The organism is Paraburkholderia acidiphila (assembly GCF_009789655.1).
GTDB classification, from domain to species: domain Bacteria; phylum Pseudomonadota; class Gammaproteobacteria; order Burkholderiales; family Burkholderiaceae; genus Paraburkholderia; species Paraburkholderia acidiphila.
This window is the reverse complement of sequence record NZ_CP046909.1, coordinates 1484907-1501703: the sequence shown is the minus strand read 5'-3', so window position 1 is coordinate 1501703 and position 16797 is coordinate 1484907. Positions and strand designations below refer to the sequence as shown.

Annotated in this window: 12 protein-coding genes; 10 read left to right on the top strand and 2 right to left on the bottom strand. The window is 65.7% G+C overall.

The window, feature by feature from the left end; all coding sequences use genetic code 11:
* Window positions 1-38: 38 nt before the first annotated feature.
* The 4 genes from FAZ97_RS06695 (at window position 39) to FAZ97_RS06680 (ending at window position 4270) form a co-directional block, all read left to right on the top strand.
* Entirely contained in the window at window positions 39-1784 is a 1746-nt protein-coding gene (locus FAZ97_RS06695; protein ID WP_158757735.1) for a ClcB-like voltage-gated chloride channel protein, read from the top strand.
* A 162-nt stretch (window positions 1785-1946) separates the two neighbouring features.
* Window positions 1947-3305, top strand: a complete 1359-nt coding sequence (locus tag FAZ97_RS06690; protein WP_158757734.1) for a C45 family autoproteolytic acyltransferase/hydolase — start codon at window positions 1947-1949, stop codon at window positions 3303-3305.
* Window positions 3306-3552: 247 nt separating this feature from the next.
* The gene (locus FAZ97_RS06685) at window positions 3553-3825 is read left to right on the top strand and encodes a hypothetical protein (protein ID WP_158757733.1); all 273 of its coding nucleotides are present in this window, start codon (window positions 3553-3555) and stop codon (window positions 3823-3825) included.
* 214 nt (window positions 3826-4039) lie between these two features.
* Entirely contained in the window at window positions 4040-4270 is a 231-nt protein-coding gene (locus FAZ97_RS06680) for a DUF2795 domain-containing protein (protein WP_158757732.1), read from the top strand.
* A gap of 34 nt (window positions 4271-4304) precedes the next feature.
* On the opposite strand, the gene FAZ97_RS06675 is transcribed toward FAZ97_RS06680, so the two are convergent.
* Window positions 4305-4922 carry a TetR/AcrR family transcriptional regulator gene (locus FAZ97_RS06675; RefSeq protein WP_158757731.1) on the bottom strand — a complete coding sequence of 206 codons (618 nt, stop codon included), beginning with the start codon at window positions 4920-4922 and terminating at the stop codon, window positions 4305-4307.
* Between the two features lie 263 nt (window positions 4923-5185).
* On the opposite strand from FAZ97_RS06675, the gene FAZ97_RS06670 reads away from it, so the two are divergent.
* The 5 genes from FAZ97_RS06670 (at window position 5186) to FAZ97_RS06650 (ending at window position 12427) form a co-directional block, all read left to right on the top strand.
* Complete coding sequence (locus FAZ97_RS06670; RefSeq protein WP_158757730.1) at window positions 5186-6322, top strand: efflux RND transporter periplasmic adaptor subunit; 1137 nt, start codon at window positions 5186-5188, stop codon at window positions 6320-6322.
* Window positions 6323-6327: 5 nt separating this feature from the next.
* Window positions 6328-9483, top strand: coding sequence for an efflux RND transporter permease subunit (locus FAZ97_RS06665; RefSeq protein WP_158759079.1), 3156 nt, complete (start codon window positions 6328-6330; stop codon window positions 9481-9483).
* An 83-nt stretch (window positions 9484-9566) separates the two neighbouring features.
* Window positions 9567-11066, top strand: coding sequence for an efflux transporter outer membrane subunit (locus tag FAZ97_RS06660; protein WP_233271666.1), 1500 nt, complete (start codon window positions 9567-9569; stop codon window positions 11064-11066).
* An 86-nt stretch (window positions 11067-11152) separates the two neighbouring features.
* Window positions 11153-11773, top strand: a complete 621-nt coding sequence (locus tag FAZ97_RS06655; protein WP_158757729.1) for a 2-hydroxychromene-2-carboxylate isomerase — start codon at window positions 11153-11155, stop codon at window positions 11771-11773.
* A 231-nt stretch (window positions 11774-12004) separates the two neighbouring features.
* Entirely contained in the window at window positions 12005-12427 is a 423-nt protein-coding gene (locus FAZ97_RS06650; RefSeq protein WP_158757728.1) for a hypothetical protein, read from the top strand.
* A gap of 272 nt (window positions 12428-12699) precedes the next feature.
* Here the strand turns inward: FAZ97_RS06650 and FAZ97_RS06645 are convergent, their stop codons facing one another.
* Window positions 12700-15240: a penicillin-binding protein 1A gene (locus FAZ97_RS06645; RefSeq protein WP_158757727.1), complete on the bottom strand. Its 2541-nt coding sequence runs from the start codon at window positions 15238-15240 to the stop codon at window positions 12700-12702.
* Between the two features lie 600 nt (window positions 15241-15840).
* Between FAZ97_RS06645 and FAZ97_RS06640 the strand changes: the two genes are divergently transcribed.
* The gene (locus FAZ97_RS06640; RefSeq protein WP_158757726.1) at window positions 15841-16536 is read left to right on the top strand and encodes a hypothetical protein; all 696 of its coding nucleotides are present in this window, start codon (window positions 15841-15843) and stop codon (window positions 16534-16536) included.
* The last annotated feature ends 261 nt before the right edge of the window (window positions 16537-16797 follow it).

The window sequence follows — 16797 nt, the reverse complement described above, 5'->3', positions numbered from 1 at the left end:
GGGCGGCTTTCTTTCACCCATAACCTGACCCGCCCGCCGTGCTGTCATTCCTGCTGAAACTGCGTACCCGCGCTCGCGATCTCTTTCGCCTGTCCGACGCCCACACGATGCTGATCTGGTCGGTCATCGTGGGCGTCGCGGGCGCGTTTGCGACTGTGCTCTTTCGCGAGGGCATCGCGCATTTGCAGATGCTCTTCACGGGCAGCGACGGCAGCCTCGTCGAGATGGCGCGCCATCTGCCGTGGTATCGGCGCATCTGGATGCCGACCGCAGGCGGCTTCATCGCGGGATGCCTGCTGTTGCTCGCGCGGCGCAAGACGACCAGCACCGGCAGCAAGGCGATCCACGCCGACTACATCGAGGCAGTGGCGATCGGCGACGGCGTCATGCCTGTCGGCACGAGCATCTGGCGCAGTCTCTCGTCGCTCTTCACGATCGCGAGCGGCGGCTCGATCGGCCGCGAAGGCCCGATGGTGCAGCTCGCCGCCCTCGCCGCCTCGCTGATCGGCCGCTGGGTGCACTTCGATCCGTCGCGCCTGCGCCTGCTCGTCGCGTGCGGCGCGGCGGCCGGTATCACCTCGGCGTACAACGCGCCCATCGCGGGCGCCTTCTTCGTGACCGAGATCGTGCTCGGCTCCATCGTCATGGAGAGCTTCGGACCGATCGTCGTCTCCTCGGTGGTCGCCAACATCACGATGCGCGAGTTCGCGGGCTACAAGCCGCCGTATGAGATGCCGGTGTTTCCCGCGGTGACGGGCGTCGAAGTGCTGCTGTTCGTGGCGCTCGGCCTGCTGTGCGGCGCGCTCGCGCCGCAGTTCCTCGTGATGATGGACACCGCGAAAAAAAGCTTCGGGCGGCTCAACGCGCCGCTGCCCGTGAGGCTCGCGCTCGGCGGCCTCGTGGTCGGCATTCTTTCCGTGTGGACGCCCGAGGTGTGGGGCAACGGCTACAGCGTCGTGAACTCCATCCTGCATTCGCCCTGGACCTGGACCGCGCTTGCCACGGTGCTCGTTTTCAAGCTTATCGCGACGGCCGCGACAGTCGGTTCCGGCGCCGTGGGCGGCGTGTTCACGCCAACACTCTTCATGGGCGCCGTGCTCGGCTGCCTGTTCGGCCAGGGCATGCACGCGCTCTGGCCCGACGGCACCTCCGCAGCCTACGCCTACGCGATGGTGGGCATGGGCGCATTCCTCGCGGGCGCGACCCAGGCGCCGCTCATGGCGATCCTCATGATCTTCGAGATGACGCTGAGCTACCAGGTCGTGCTGCCGCTCATGCTTTCGTGCGTGGTGGCGTATTTCGTCGCGCGCGCGATCGGCAAGGCGTCGATGTACGAAATCACGCTGCATCGCAACCGTGAGGAAGCCGAACGCATGCGCCTGCGCATGACGCAGATGCGCGAGCTGGTGCGCCCCGCGCAGACTGTCGTGCTGGAGAGCGCCACGGTGCAGGAAATGACGCGGGTGTTTCTGGAATATCCGGTGAAGTACCTCTATGTGACGGACGAGACGGGGCGCTTTCTCGGCGCGGTCGCACTGGCGGATATCACCTCGGACCTGCTGCAAAACCGCGACACCTCGAACAAGCACGCGCGCGACTACCTGAAGCCGACGTTCGACGTGCTCACGCCCGACATGCCGCTCGCCGTCGGCCTGCAGCATTTCATGTCGTTCCAGGGCGAGCGCCTGCCCGTGGTCGAAAGCACGCGCGAGCCGACGCTGGCGGGCGTGGTGTACAAAACCTCGCTGCTCGATGCCTACCAGCGCATGAACGCCGATCGGTGAGGCTGGCCAGCACACGAGGCGCACGAGGCGCGTGGCAAAGCGCGGCGGATTTTCTAGAATTCAGAGGGCAGTTTCAAAAAGCTGACGTTCGCGCTGTGCGTCCGCGTACGGACGCGCATGCGCCGGGCCGCGAGAATCGACGCGGGGATGACCGGAGCGAAGATGAGCGAACCCTCACTCGAAGCCGTACGCCGCGACCACGCGGGCTGGATCTTCGTGCATTTGCAGGGCGAGCCGTACGACCGGGGCGAGCAGCACGGCAAATTGCTCGCCAACGAAATCCGCAACGCGATCCGCACCGCGCGCTACCTCGCCAGGTGGGACACGGGCGAGGACTTCGACACCTTCATCAACGCCGCGATTGCGCAGTTCGCGCCCCGTCTCGACACCGAATTCGCCGATGAGATCCAGGGCATCGCCGACGGCGCCGGACTCAAGTTCGCCGAAGTGCTCGCCTGGAACGGCTACATGGACCTGCTGCAGAGCTGGTGGCCGGTTCATGTGGCAGCGCAGCAGGCGCAACAAGGTCAACCCGCGGTGCGTCCGTGGCGCGGGCGGCGCGGCCATCACTGCAGCGCCTTCATCGCCACGGGCAGCGCGACACGCGACGGCCGCATCGTCATGGCGCACAACTCGTGGGACCGCTACGCGGCCGGCGACGCCTTCAACATCGTGTTCGACATCGTGCCGGACTCGGGGCACCGCATTCTCATGCAGGGCTTGCCCGGCTGCATTTCGAGCCTGACCGATTTCTGGATCAACGGTGCGGGCCTGATGGTGACGGAGACGACCATCTCGAACTTCGTCGGCTACCGCGCGAACGGCGCCCCCGAGTTCTATCGCTCGCGCCGCGCGACGCAGTACGCGTCGAGCATTGCGCAATGGTGCGAGATGTTCGCGCAGGCGAACAATGCGGGCTATGTGAACAGCTGGCTGCTCGGCGACACCAGGACGGGCGAGATCGCGCGCTACGAACTGGGCTTGCAGCACGCGGGCTTCGAGAGCACGAAAGACGGCTTCTACAGCGGCTTCAACACGGCCACCGACCTCAAGATCCGCAATCAGGAATGCACCGGCGAGGCCGACGACTACACCGACGTGCGCCGCAACGGCGCGCGCCGCCTGCGCTTCATGCAACTCGCGCAGGAGCATCACGGCGCGATCGACGCCGAACTCGCCAAGGCAATGATCGCCGACCATCACGACGTCTATCTCGAGCGCAGCGACAACCCCTGTTCTCGTACGATCTGCGGGCACCTCGAACTCGACGATGCGCGCTTCGGCGGCGCAGACCACGGGCCGTTCAACCCATGGGGCGCGAACGACGGAAAAGTGGTCGACAGCGAAATGGCGCGAGACATGGCGTTCTGGGCGCGCTGGGGCCACCCGTGCGGCCGCCCGTTCGACGCCCAGGCGTTCATGCAGCGCCATCCTCAGTGGAACTGGCTCAACGGCTATATGCGCGACCGGCCGTCCTGGCCCTGGACACGCTTCGAGGCGCTGCGCCGGCCCTCGCCCTAATCCCGCGTAACGGCGGCGCACATAAAAAAGCACGTGCGTTCGAGACGCGCCGGCGCATTTCCTGCCATTATGGTATTTCCGTATGCGCCTCGCGCACATGAGCCGTCCAGACGACTCGCTGCGCCTTCGCGTAGCGGCGCGCCTGGCCGCCCCGGCTGGCGCGGCTGCCTGCCCCGCCACCATGCCTGGCGGACGCGGTACGGCGCTTGCTGCGACCTATGGGCCGCATTGGAAAGGAGGTCGAGCGATGAAAACCTCGACACTGATGACCACCGTGCTGTTGTCGGCGTCGTGCTTCGCCGCTCCGGTACGCACCGCGCAGGACTCACCGGTCGCCTTGGCCAGCGCGCACATCCCGCTCGCAAGTGGACAGTCCCACGCCTACGACGCCCCCGTGGCGCCCCCCGCCCCGAACGTGCCCGTGACCGCGAACGGCCCGCAACACTGGGAGTACCTCACGCTGCCCAAGTCGCATCGCCTCGACAAGACGCTAAGCCCGGACCTGCACGAACAGACCTGAGCTGACCGGCGCCCGGTTGCAAACGTGCGGCGAATAAACAGCGCCCGCGCACGCTGCGAAGGCGTGCGAGGCGGATTGTGTATGCTTGATGCGCGGCGTTAGCGCTGCGCGCTGCGACGCATGGAACGCGCGGACACAATCTGAACACATGCCGCACAACGAACGAGACGACGCGGTCCGCCAACGCCGGCCGCCCGCACAAAGGACGCCACGCATGCCTGCCTCTCGCATTCCCGACGAACCCATCGACCTGCAATTCACCGACGTACTGCGCGAAGTGCGCTGGCCCGCCAACAAGGACGAACTCGTGGACGCCGCGCGCGAGGCCGGCGCCAGCAACGAGGTGCTGGCGATCCTCAACGGCATGCCCGAGCAGGATTATCAGGATGTCGCGTCCGTTACGCGGCTGATCGGCAGCAACTACGGCCCTGGCCTCGGCGCCTGAACCGCGCGCATCGTGGGCTTCGTGCTCGCTGGGCTCAAGCGTCGCGGCCGAAGACGACTCGCGCGAAAAACGTCCCCAACACGGTTTCGACGACCGGCGGCGTGACATGCTGCGGATCGGCCGTGGCGAGAAACTGCACCCCGTCGCACAGCCCTATGAGCCCAACCGCGAGCAGTTCCGGATCGAGCGGCACCGGCGTGCCCACGCGCGCCGCAAATTCCTCGATATACGCGGCCAGACTTTCGCGCTTTTCCTTCATGAAGGCGTTAAAGCGCGTGCGAAAGCGCGCGTCGCGCGCGGCCAGCAACTTGGCTTCCACCCACAGCAGAAAGACCTTGTTGTCCTGCGGCATGCGGCTGTAATAGGCGAGCACGCGCGCCTCCATCTCCTCGCGCGAGAGCTCCGTCTCGAAGATGGCGCGCAAATCGGTCTGCATGGCCTCGTGATCGCGCCGCAGCAATTCCACGAGCAGGTCCGACTTGCCCGAAAAGTTCGAATAGAACGCGCCGCGCGTGTACCCCGCCGCGTGCGCGATGTCCTCGACGCTCGCACCTACGAACCCTTTTTTCATGAACATGGCCTGCGCGGCGTCGAGCAGGCGCTCGCGCGTTTGATCGCGGCTTTGCTCGCGGGTGAGTCGAATGCGCTTCATGGCGGGGGCGTCGTTATGTGTCGTGAATTGACGCGAGTCTAGCACTGAAACATTCCTCGGATTCAGTTTCGCACTCGGATACAAGGTTGTATTAGAATCCAGCTCATCATCCCAGGTCCGGGTCGGTGCGCGCGCCGCGCCACGCTCGCGACTCAACGGCGACGCAACTGGCCAGGCGGTTTAGCGGTCTGCGTGCGCACAAGGCATGTCGTGGTCCAAGCGAGGTCCAAGTGAATCGTTGCGGTCTTGGCGCGTCGAGCAGGATGCGCAGTGGTACCGGTAAATTCAGTGCGTCGTGGCGGCATGGCGCGAGCGTGCTTCTCGTGCTCGGCGTTGCCGCGCTCGCCGCATGTGGCCAGCAAAAGGAAGCGCCGCCGCCGCCGCGTCCGGTCGTCTCGATGACTGTGCACCCCGACGGCGCCAGCGTGAGTCCCGTCTACCCCGGCGAGATCGAGGCGCGCAACGCCACGCCGCTCTCGTTTCGTGTGAACGGCAAGATCATCGAGCGCAGCGTGCGTCTCGGCGACAGCGTCAAACCCGGTCAGACGCTTGCTCGGCTCGATCCGGCCGACTTCGAGAAGAACGCGGCGAGCGCGCAGGCCCAGTTGGACGCCGCGCAGCATCGCCTTGTCTTCGCGAAGCAGCAGCTCGATCGCGACACGGCCCAGTCGGCGGCCAATCTCATCGCGCGGGCACAACTCGAACAAACGCAGGATGCCTACGCATCGGCAGCGGCCCAGCGTGACCAGGCGCAGCAGCAGCTTGCATTGGCAAAGAACCAGCTGCGCTACACGCAGATCGTCGCGGACCACGCCGGCGTCATCACCGCCGAAAACGCCGATACCGGCCAGAACGTGCAGGCCGGCCAGGCCGTCTACCAGCTGGCGTGGACGGGCGATACCGACGTGGTGTGCGACCTGCCCGAGCGCGCCGTCGCCACGCTGCACACCGGCGACGCTGCTCAAGTCACGCTCGGCGCCCTGCCCGGGCGCCAATACACGGCGCGGCTGCGCGAACTCGCCGCCGCGGCGGACCCGCAAAGCCGTACCTGGCGCGCGAAGCTCACGCTCGAACATGCCGACGCCGACGTGCGTCTCGGCATGACGGCCAACGTGGCGTTCGCGGCGCCGGGCGAGACCAGTGCGAGCGCGGTGTTCACGATCCCCGCCACCGCGCTCTTCCACGACGGCGAGGCGCCCGCCATCTGGGTCGTCCATGCGCCCGACAACGTGCTGCAGTTGCGGCGTGTGAGCGTCACGCGTTACGACGCGCGCACCATCACCGTGGCGGGCGGACTGCAGGACGGCGAGCGCATCGTGCTGCAAGGCGTGCACACGGTCCACGCAGGCGAGCAGGTGCGCCCGGTGGCGCCGCTGCATCCCGAGGACTTCGCGTCATGAGCCAGATGCCAGGCGCGGGTCCAGGCGCCGATCACGAAGAGGGCCGCTTCAATCTTTCGGCGTGGGCGCTTCGGCATCGGGCGCTCGTGACCTTTCTCGTTGCGCTGGCAACGATCTTCGGCGCACTCGCCTATACGCGGCTCGCACAGTCGGAAGACCCACCGTTTACGTTCCGCGTGATGGTGATCCAGACCTTCTGGCCCGGAGCGACCGCGCGCCAGGTCGAGGACCAGGTGACGACGCGCATCGGCCGCAAGCTGCAGGAAACGCCTTATATCGACTTCCTGCGCAGCTATTCGCGGCCCGGCGAATCGCTCGTGTTCTTCACGATGAAGGACTCCGCGCCCGTGAGCGAGGTGCGCGAAACCTGGTACCAGGTGCGCAAGAAGGTGGGCGACATCGCCTACACGCTGCCCCAGGGCGTGCAAGGGCCGTTCTTCAACGACGAGTTCGGCGACGTCTACACCAACATCTACGCGCTGGAAGGCGACGGTTTTTCGCCCGCGCAACTGCATAACTACGCGGACAAATTGCGCGAGCAACTGCTGCGCGTGCCCGATGTCGGCAAGGTCGATTATTTTGGCGATCCCCAGCAGCGCATCTACATCGAGATTCCGAACACGCAATTGACGCGCCTCGGCATCTCGCCCACGCAACTGGGCCAGGTGATCGGCGCGCAGAACAGCGTCTCGGCAGCGGGCACGCTCACGACCGCCGACGACCGTGTGTTCGTGCGCCCAAGCGGCCAGTACGAGGACCTGGGCGCGATCGCCGATACGCTGATCCGTGTGAACAACCGCACGTTTCGCCTGGGTGACATCGCGACGATCCGGCGCGGCTACGACGAGCCGCTCGCCACGCAGATGCGCTTCCAGAACCAGGCGGTGCTCGGCATCGGCATCACGATGCAGCCAGGCGGTGACGTCATTCGCCTCGGCAAGGCGCTCGATGCGCGCGTCGAGCAGTTGCGCGCGCAACTTCCTGCAGGTCTGAAGCTCGTCGAAGTATCGAGCATGCCCGACGCCGTCTCGCGCTCGGTGGACGACTTCGTCGAAGCCGTGGCCGAGGCCGTGGGCATCGTGCTGCTCGTGAGCCTCGTCTCGCTCGGCGTGCGCACCGGCATGGTGGTCGTCATCACCATTCCGATCGTGCTTGCCGTCACCTCGCTCACGATGTACCTCTTCGGCATCGGCCTGCACAAGGTCTCGCTCGGCACGCTCGTGCTCGCGCTCGGCCTGCTCGTGGACGACGCGATCATTTCCGTCGAGATGATGGCCGTGAAGCTCGCGCAGGGCTGGAACCGTACGCGCGCCGCTGCGTTCGCGTACACCAGCACCGCGTTCCCGATGCTCACCGGCACGCTCGTCACGGTTTCGGGCTTTCTGCCCATCGTGCTCGCGAGGTCGAGCACCGGCGAGTACACGCGCTCGATCTTCCAGGTCTCCGCGATCGCGTTGATCGCCTCATGGTTCGCGGCCGTGGTGCTGATCCCGCTGCTGGGCTACCGGCTGTTGCCGGAGCGCAAGCCCGATCCGAACGCCGCCCATGCCGCCCATGCCGCCCATGGCGAGAATCACGAGCACGAGATTTATGACACACGTTTCTATCGGCGCCTGCGCGGCTGGATCGGCTGGTGCATCGAACGCCATGCCATCGTCCTCATCCTGACCATCGCGCTTTTCGTGGCCGCGCTCGCGTGCTTCAGGCTCGTGCCGCAGCAGTTCTTCCCGAGTTCCGACCGGCCCGAACTGCTCGTGGACGTGCGCCTGCCCGAAAGCGCCTCGATCGATGCGACGCTGCGCCAGACGAAGCGCCTCGAAGCGGCGCTCAAGGGCCGCCCCGAGATCGACCATTTCATCGACTTCGTCGGCACCGGTGCGCCGCGGTTCTATCTGCCGCTCGATCAGCAGTTGCAGCAGCCCAATTTCGCGCAGTTCGTGATCACGACGAAGTCGGTCGAAGACCGCGAGAAACTCGCAAGCTGGCTCGAACCGATGCTGCGCGACAACTTCCCGGCCATCCGTACCCGTCTCTCGCGCCTCGAAAACGGGCCGCCCGTCGGTTACCCCGTGCAGTTCCGCGTAAGCGGCGACGATATCCCGACGGTGCGCGACATCGCCAACAAGGTGGCGGCGACGCTGCGCGCCGACTCGCGCACCGACAACGTCAACTTCGACTGGGACGAGCCCGCGGGACGCTCGCTGCACTTCCAGATCGACCAGCAAAAGGCGCGCGCGCTCAATGTGTCGTCGCAGGACATCGCCAATTTCCTGCAGATGACCTATTCGGGCTATACCGTCACGCAGTATCGCGAGCGCGACAAGCTCATCAGCGTCGATCTGCGTTCGCCCGCCGCCGAACGCGTCGATCCCGCGCGCCTGCTCACGCTCGCGATGCCCACGCCCAACGGCCCGGTGCCGCTCGGCGCGCTCGGGCATCTCGCCAACGATCTGGAGTACGGCGTGATCTGGTCGCGCGACCGGCAGCCCACCATTACCGTGCAGTCCGATGTGCGCGCTGGCGCACAAGGCATCGACGTCACGCATGCGCTCGACCGGAAGCTGGAGTCGGTCAAAGCAGCGCTGCCGCCCGGCTACCACATCGAGGTGGGCGGCTCCGTCGAGGAAAGCGCGAAGGGCCAGGCGTCCATCTTCGCGCAGTTGCCGGTGCTCGCCATTGCCGTGCTCACGCTGCTCATGATCCAGCTGCAAAGCCTCACGCGCGTGCTGATGGTCGTGCTGACCGCGCCGCTCGGGCTGATCGGCGTGGTGATCGCCCTGCTCGTGTTCCGGCAGCCGTTCGGCTTCGTGGCCATGCTCGGCGTGATCGCGATGTTCGGGATCATCATGCGCAACTCGGTGATCCTCGTGGATCAGATCGAGACGGACATTCGCGCGGGGCACAAACGCTTCGACGCCGTGGTAGGCGCGACGGTGCGCCGCTTCCGGCCGATCATGCTGACCGCCGCGGCCGCCGTGCTCGCGCTGATTCCGCTGCTGCGCTCGAACTTCTTCGGGCCGATGGCCACGGCGCTGATGGGCGGCATCACGATTGCGACCGTGCTTACGCTGTTCTTCCTGCCCGCCGCCTACGCGGCCGCGTTCCGCGTGCGCAGCAGCGAGACTGACGAGACCGGCAAGACGCCGGAACAGGCATCATGAAGATGGCTCCTTTGACTTCGGCGTCGGGCGTGTGCAACACGGTACGCTCGCACGCCATACGTTCTCCACTCGCGCTGCGCTCGATGGCCGCCGCATGCGCCGCGCTCGCGCTGGCCGGTTGTGCGATGGGCCCGACCGGCGAGCCACCCGCCATGCCGCAGCCCGAGCACTACGGCAGCGAGGCGCAACCTGCGCAGACCGTGGCGGCCCAAGGCGTCGCTCAGCAGTTCGTAACAGGTGCTGAGCCGGTGCCGCAATGGTGGACGCTCTATGGCTCCGACGCGCTCGATGCACTCGTGAACGAGGGGCTCGCCAACAGCCCGAACCTTGCCGCCGCCGATCACAACCTGCAAGCCGCGCGCGAGCAGTTGCGCGGCCAGATCGGCAGCTCGCTTCTGCCGACAGTCGATGCGATCGGTATCGCGCAACGCCAGCAGCAGCCCGCGATCCCGCAGTTCGGCATCGATCAGTTGCAGTACGGGATTTTCGCGGGCTTGATCGACGTTCGCTATACCTTCGACGTGTTCGGCGCGACCCGCCTGAACAACGCGGCGCTCGCCTCGCGCGTGAACGTGCAGGCCTTCCAGTTCGAGGCCGCGCAGCGCGCGCTTGCGGCGAACATCGTGGCGAGCGCACTCGGCGCAGCGACGCTGCACGCGCAGATCGACACGACAGAGCAACTGATCGCGCTCGCGAATGCGCAAGCCGACGACGTGCAACAACGCTACGCGCTCGGCTCCGCTTCGCGCACCGATTCTCTGAGCGCGCAGCAGAGCGCGGCGTCGCTCTCGGCAAGTCTGCCGGGGCTGCGCCAGCAATGGGTCGCGCAGCGCCATGCGCTGGCCGTGCTGATCGGACGGACGCCCGACCAGGCCCCGCCGGATCTCGACCTCTCCAGCCTGACCGTGCCCGCGCAGGTGCCCGTCGTCATACCTTCAGAACTCCTGAGAACCCGTCCCGATATCGAAGCCGCCGAAGCCACGCTCAAAGCGGCCGCAGCCGGTGTCGGCGCTGCGACCGCGCAGATGTACCCGAGCATCACACTTTCGGCGGCGCTGGGCCAGGGCGGCTTCAGCTGGCCCGTCGTCACGTCGGGTGCGGGCGCGCTGTGGGCAATCGGCGCGTCGCTTTCGCAGCCGATCTTTCATGGCGGCGCGTTGCTCGCGCAGCGGCGCGCGGCGCTGCAGTCGTACGAGGCGGCCAACGACACGTACAAGCAAACGGTGCTCACGGCGTTCCAGGATGTCGCCGATCGTCTCGCCGCGCTCGAGCACGACGCCCAGGCCCTCGACGCGGCGAGTACCTCGGCGCGCACCGCCCAGGGCGTCTATGAGGACACCAATGCGCGCTACAAGCTGGGCGCCGTGCCGTGGTACGCGGTGCGCCAAAGCGAGCAGCAATGGCGTAATACCCGGCTCGACGAAATTCGCTATCGCGGCACTCGGCTTGCCGATACGGCCGCGCTCTTCCAGGCGATGGGCAACCCGCCGGTCAACCCGGCGACGCTTGGAAGCGGACACGCCGCGAACACCGCCGTGGCAGCGCCTGCATCGGACGCCGGCGCTGCGACGCAGGACAAGTAACACCCGCGTTTTTCCGTGCGTCTCGCGATAACATGATCGGCAGTGCGCCGTTTGAGACGGTGCAGCCGCATCTCGGAGACGACATCATGCCCAGCCCTTCGCTCGACTTCTGGTTCGATCTCGCCAGCAACTACAGCTATTTGAGCGTGATGCGCATCGAGGCGCTTGCTGCGCGGGCCGGCGTCGCGGTGCGCTGGCGCCCCTTCCTGCTCGGCCCCATCCTCGACGCGCTCGGCTGGGAAGGCCCTCCCTTCGTCGTGCAGAAGGAAAAGGGCGCCTATGTGTGGCAGGACATGCCACGGCAGTGCCGCAAATACGCGTTGCCGTGGCAACAGCCCACCGAGTTTCCCCGCCGCACCGTGCTCGCCACGCGCATCGCCGTGCTCGCCGACGACGAACCGTGGCTGCCCGACTGGTGCCGCACCGTCATGACGCGCAACTACGGCGACGACCGTGAGGTCGATTCGCCCGAAGCGGTCGCACACATGCTCACTGCGCTTGGACTGCCGGCACAGCGACTCATCGAAGAAGCCGGCAGCGATGCGAACCGGGCGCGGCTGCGCGAGCGGACCCAGACGGCCCGCGGCCTCGGCATCTTTGGCGCGCCAACTTTTTTTGTCGGCGAAGCGATGTTCTGGGGTAACGACCGGCTCGAAGACGCCATCGAAGCGGCGCTCTGTCCACCGCAGAATCAGGACATTGTGTAGCCCTCTCCCCCGTTTCCAGCGTTGCTCCGTCAGAAATTTCTGACCCTTATTTTCGAGACAGAGCTGTTACACTGCGCCTTAACGCGAGTCAGGTCTTTCTGACTTCATCTCCACATAATCATTTGCATTCCTACATATTTAGAAGTCCAACACTGGAGAGGGGCCCGCTTTATTCGATCGGTCTGGTCCGTGAGAAAAGCGCGACGCACGACAACCTGAGAGATCACGACTATGGGACATCTAGTGAGGCGCGGCATTTGCTTCGTACTATTAATTATTTCCAGTGCCGCCGCACACGCAAGCCTTGACTGCGAGGGCTCGCACGGCGGCTTCCGCTTCCAGACCGACGATAGCTGGACTGGCACCGACAAACTCGAGCACTTCGCGGTGTCCGCGCCGTTCGGCGCACTCGGAGGCTGGCTCACGCGCGACACGGACCACCCGGTCGTGTATGGCACGCTGATTGGCACGGTGCCGGGACTCCTGAAGGAAACGCTCGATGGGACTTGCCGCACCGACGGCTTCTCCTACAAGGATCTGTTCGCCGATGCCCTCGGCGCCCTCACGGGCGCATGGCTCGCGCATTGGGCCCTCACGTATTCGCGCGATTCGCACAGCCAAACCTTCGGACTGCGTTACGACAATGTGTTTTGACGCGCGATGCCTCATACGGCTCACCTGTCCACAAAGCCTTTGGCGTCAGGCAGTTAGCTTCGATATCCCAGGGTTATGAACAGGGGCTTCAACAAAAACTGTGGAAAAGTCGATGTGAGAGTTACCCACAGATTTCGTTGACAGCCCTGTGGAAAAGCCCTGGAAAGCTCAAGCAACTCCTTGGCCCACAAGGAAATTCTGCTCACCAAACAAAACACGGCGCGCCGTTGCCGACGCGCCGTGTTTATCGTGCAGAACTCAACGAACCCGAATCAAGGTTTGTTCGACTCGAACAGATCCATGATCTGCTTCTTTTCCGTCGTGGTCACGCTCGGCGGCGTCATCCCGCCCGGGCCCATGCTGCCGGTCGCGCCGCTGGCATCGCTCGCAGCCCCCGCCGGATTCGCCGAGTCCAGACCGATGCTCGCGACGAACCCGTTACCCGGCGTCATGTCCGAGAAGTACAGTTCATCGTTGATCGTCGTGAGGCCCTCGGGCATCGCCGGCTCTTCCTGCGGCACGCCGCGTAGCGCGCGCTGCATGTACTCCACCCAGATCGGCAGCGCGAGCTGCGCGCCGAATTCACGGCTGCCGAGGCTCTTCGGCTGGTCGTAGCCCATCCACGCCACGGCAACGAGCGTGCGCTGATAACCCGCGAACCAGCCGTCCTTGGCGTCGTTCGTCGTACCGGTCTTGCCCTGCAGGTCGTTGCGATGGAGCACGTTGGTGCCCGCGCCCGTACCCGCCGTCGCCACCGAGTGCAGCAGGCTGTTCATCACGAACGCGTTGCGCGGCGAAAGCGTTTGCGGCGCGTTCTGCCCCGCCACGAGCGGCTGCGCGCGCAGGATCGGCTGGCCGTGCGCATCGTCGACTTCGGCGATCAGATACGGATTGATGCGATAGCCGCCGTTCGCGAACACGCTGTACGCGCCCGCCGACTGCAGCGGCGTGACGAGTCCCGCGCCGAGCGCCATCGGCAGGTACGGCGGGGTCTTGTCCGCGTCGAAGCCGAAGCGCTGCGTCACGTAGTCCTGCGCGTACTTCGTGCCGATGTATGAAAGGATGCGGATCGACACGAGGTTCTTCGACTTCTGCAACGCGAGGCGCATCGACATCGGGCCTTCGGGCTGGTCGTCGTCCTTCGGCTCCCACGCGTCGCCACCCGGCGTGCTGGGCGGGAAGTACAGCGGCGCGTCGTTGATGATCGTCGCCGGTCCAAGGCCCTTTTCGAGCGAAGCCGAATAGATGAACGGCTTGAAGCTCGAGCCCGGCTGACGCCACGCCTGCGTGATGTGGTTGAACTTGTTCTTGTTGAAGTCGAAGCCGCCGATCAGCGCACGGATCGCGCCGTCCTGCGGCGTGAGCGAGACGAGCGCGCCTTCCACCTGCGGCAATTGCGTGATCTGCCAGTTGCCCTTCGCGTCCTGCATCAGGCGCACGATGGAACCCGGGCGAATGTGCAGCGCCTGCGAGGCACGCGGCGACAGTGCGGCCGCCACGAAGCGCAGGCCGTCGCCCGTCACCGTCACCGAAGTGCCGTCGAGTTGTTGCGCCGTCACCGACTTCGGACCCGCGTCGGTCACGACTGCCGAAACGAGGTCGCCGTTGTCCGGGTGGTCGGTCAGGGCGTCTTCGATGGCCTGCTCGCGGTCGTCGCCGTCGGCGGGCAGTTGCACGAAGCCTTCCGGTCCGCGATAGCCGTGGCGGCGCTCGTAGTCCATCACGCCCTTGCGCACGGCCGCGTAGGCGGCGTCCTGGTCGGCCGAATCGATCGTCGTCGTGACGGTGAGGCCGCGCGTATAGGTCTCGTCCTTGTACTGCGCGTACATCATCTGGCGCACCATTTCCGCGACGTACTCGGCATGCACGTTGTACTCGGTGCCGGCCGTCTTCGTCTGCAGCGGCTCTTTGATCGCTTCGTCGTACTGCGCCTGCGTGATGTAGCCGAGGTCGAGCATGCGCTTGAGGATGTAATCCTGGCGAATCTTCGCGCGGTGCGGGTTGACGATCGGGTTATACGCCGAGGGCGCCTTCGGCAGACCCGCGAGCATCGCCGCCTGGGCAACCGTGATGTCCTTCAGATCCTTGCCGAAGTACACGCGTGCCGCCGCAGAAAAACCGTAGGCACGCTGCCCCAGATAAATCTGGTTCATGTACAACTCGAGAATCTGGTCCTTCGTCAGCGCGCGCTCGATCTTGTAGGCGAGCAGCATCTCGTAGACCTTACGCGTGTAGGTCTTCTCGCTCGACAGGAAGAAGTTTCGCGCAACCTGCATCGTGATCGTGCTCGCGCCCTGCGAAGCGCCGCCATGCATAAGGTCAGCCACGCCCGCGCGCAGGATGCCGACGAAGTCCACGCCGCCGTGCTCGTAGAAGCGGTAGTCCTCGATCGCGAGCACCGCCTTCTTCTGAATGTCAGGAATATCCTGGAAGCGCACGAGCTGACGACGCTCGTCGCCGAACTCGCCGATCAGCACGTGGTCGGCGGTATAGATGCGCAGCGGCACCTTGGGCTGATAGTTGGTGAGCGCGTCGAGCGATGGCAACTGCGGCTCCATCACGACGAGCGCGTAGCCCACGAGCAGCGCACCCACCACGCAGAGCGTGCCGATCAGGCCGACGAACCAGAGCGCGAGCGTCGTGCCGATGGAGCGCCGCTTCGGGCTGCCATCGCGCGGCCCGTTGCCACCGGAGCCGCCGCCTGAGCCGCCGCCCGATTCAGGCCGGCGAGGCGGCTGGCGCCCGTTGTTGAAGGAGGGTTCCCGATCTTCGTTCGGGTACTGCGGTGAAGGCGGTCGTTTGATGATAGGCATGACTGGAATGATGGGCGCGTCTCGCGCGCGCCGGCTGTGCGCAACTCGCACGCATGGATCTCGACCACGGCGTCATGGCGCCAATGCGGCATACGACGTCGCCGGCTCAAGCCCGGCGACGCGGCGCGACCGGCAACGCCCCCGTCCGGCCGCGCGGCGCGCACTACGGCACGCCACACACGAATACACGTCCGTTCGGGCGCCATTCGCGAAATGTAACAGCGCATTCTAAAGAAATCGCGGGCGCCGGGTCGCGCTTTTTTTGTAAGAGTTTCTTGGGAAACGCTTCCCGCCCGATTTTTTGCCGGCCCGGCGTTCACTTGCGCCGATTGCGGCTTTATGCGCGAAAAGTTACGTTACTTTGCCTTCTATCCGACAACAAATTAAACGAATTCGCGCAATTGGCAGCCAATTCTTGCTGACAGGGTCCCTCCCATCCGAGCAGCTTCGGATTGCGCATCGGCGCACTCGTCTTATGATGAAAGATCTGCTACACGCCCCTGTTCGCGCCCAGGCAAGTCGGCATTCATTCTTACAATTAGCTGTGGCGCAGCCAGGAAAACCGACGTCATACGCAGCCGACCCAGCGGCCCGTCGATCATGAACAAGCCTAGCGAACGCATCGTCGTCTTCGTCACGCCCGCGCAAAAGCGCGCGATCTCCGCTACTGCCGGCGAGCTTGGCATCAGCATTAGCGAGCTTATGCGACGCGCCGTGATTGCGTTCAGCGCGACGAGCGATCAGGTGAAAGCCGCGAGCATTGTCGACCGGCTGAACGCGCCGCGTCAGCCCGATGCACTCGCCCAGGTGCTGCAAAAGGCGGCGAAGCCGCTGCGCGCGGGCCGTTCGGGCGCGATCCGACCAGCCGCGGGCGCGACGGCGGCCACCGGTGCGAAGGAGGCCAGCCCGGACGCGCAGCAAGATGATGCACTCGCAGAGAGCGACGCAACGACATCCCTTCACGACGGCGCCACCCGCGAGCCAACGCCTCATAACGCGGATGCGCCTCATGCGCCAACCGCTCCCCTGCCCGCCGCGCACACCGACGAAGCGGACGTGAGCCATGCCGCGCGCGAAATCGCCCAGGCGGTGGCTCGACTCAGCGCCGAAGCGGCCGCCGCAGCCGAAAGCGCCGCGCTCGACACCGCCGCCGCGCATTCGCTCGACATCGAGCCGCTGCAACCGCTAAGCTCGGCGCCCTTCGCACGTTCGCGGCGCAACGCAAGCGACGCGGGAAACGTAGCCGACGAAGCCCACAGCGACGACAGCGCGCCCGAAGGTGGAAGATTCGCCTGACGCGGAGCGCATTCGCGCGCCATACGCATGCGTCCATACACATGTGTCGCAGTGCGTGCTTAAGAGCCGCTCACGCGCTCGCAGGCGGGCTGCGCGCGGCCTGTTCCTTTAAGTCCCTTTTAAGACAGGCCGTGGTGTAATATCCGCGATCGATGACGGCGCCCGGCCAGCGGCGGGGTTCCCAGCCGCGCAGCCAGGCGGCGTCCTGACGAACACACGCATGCAAGAAAACGCGCTCACGCTATTGCAATTGCCGCACTT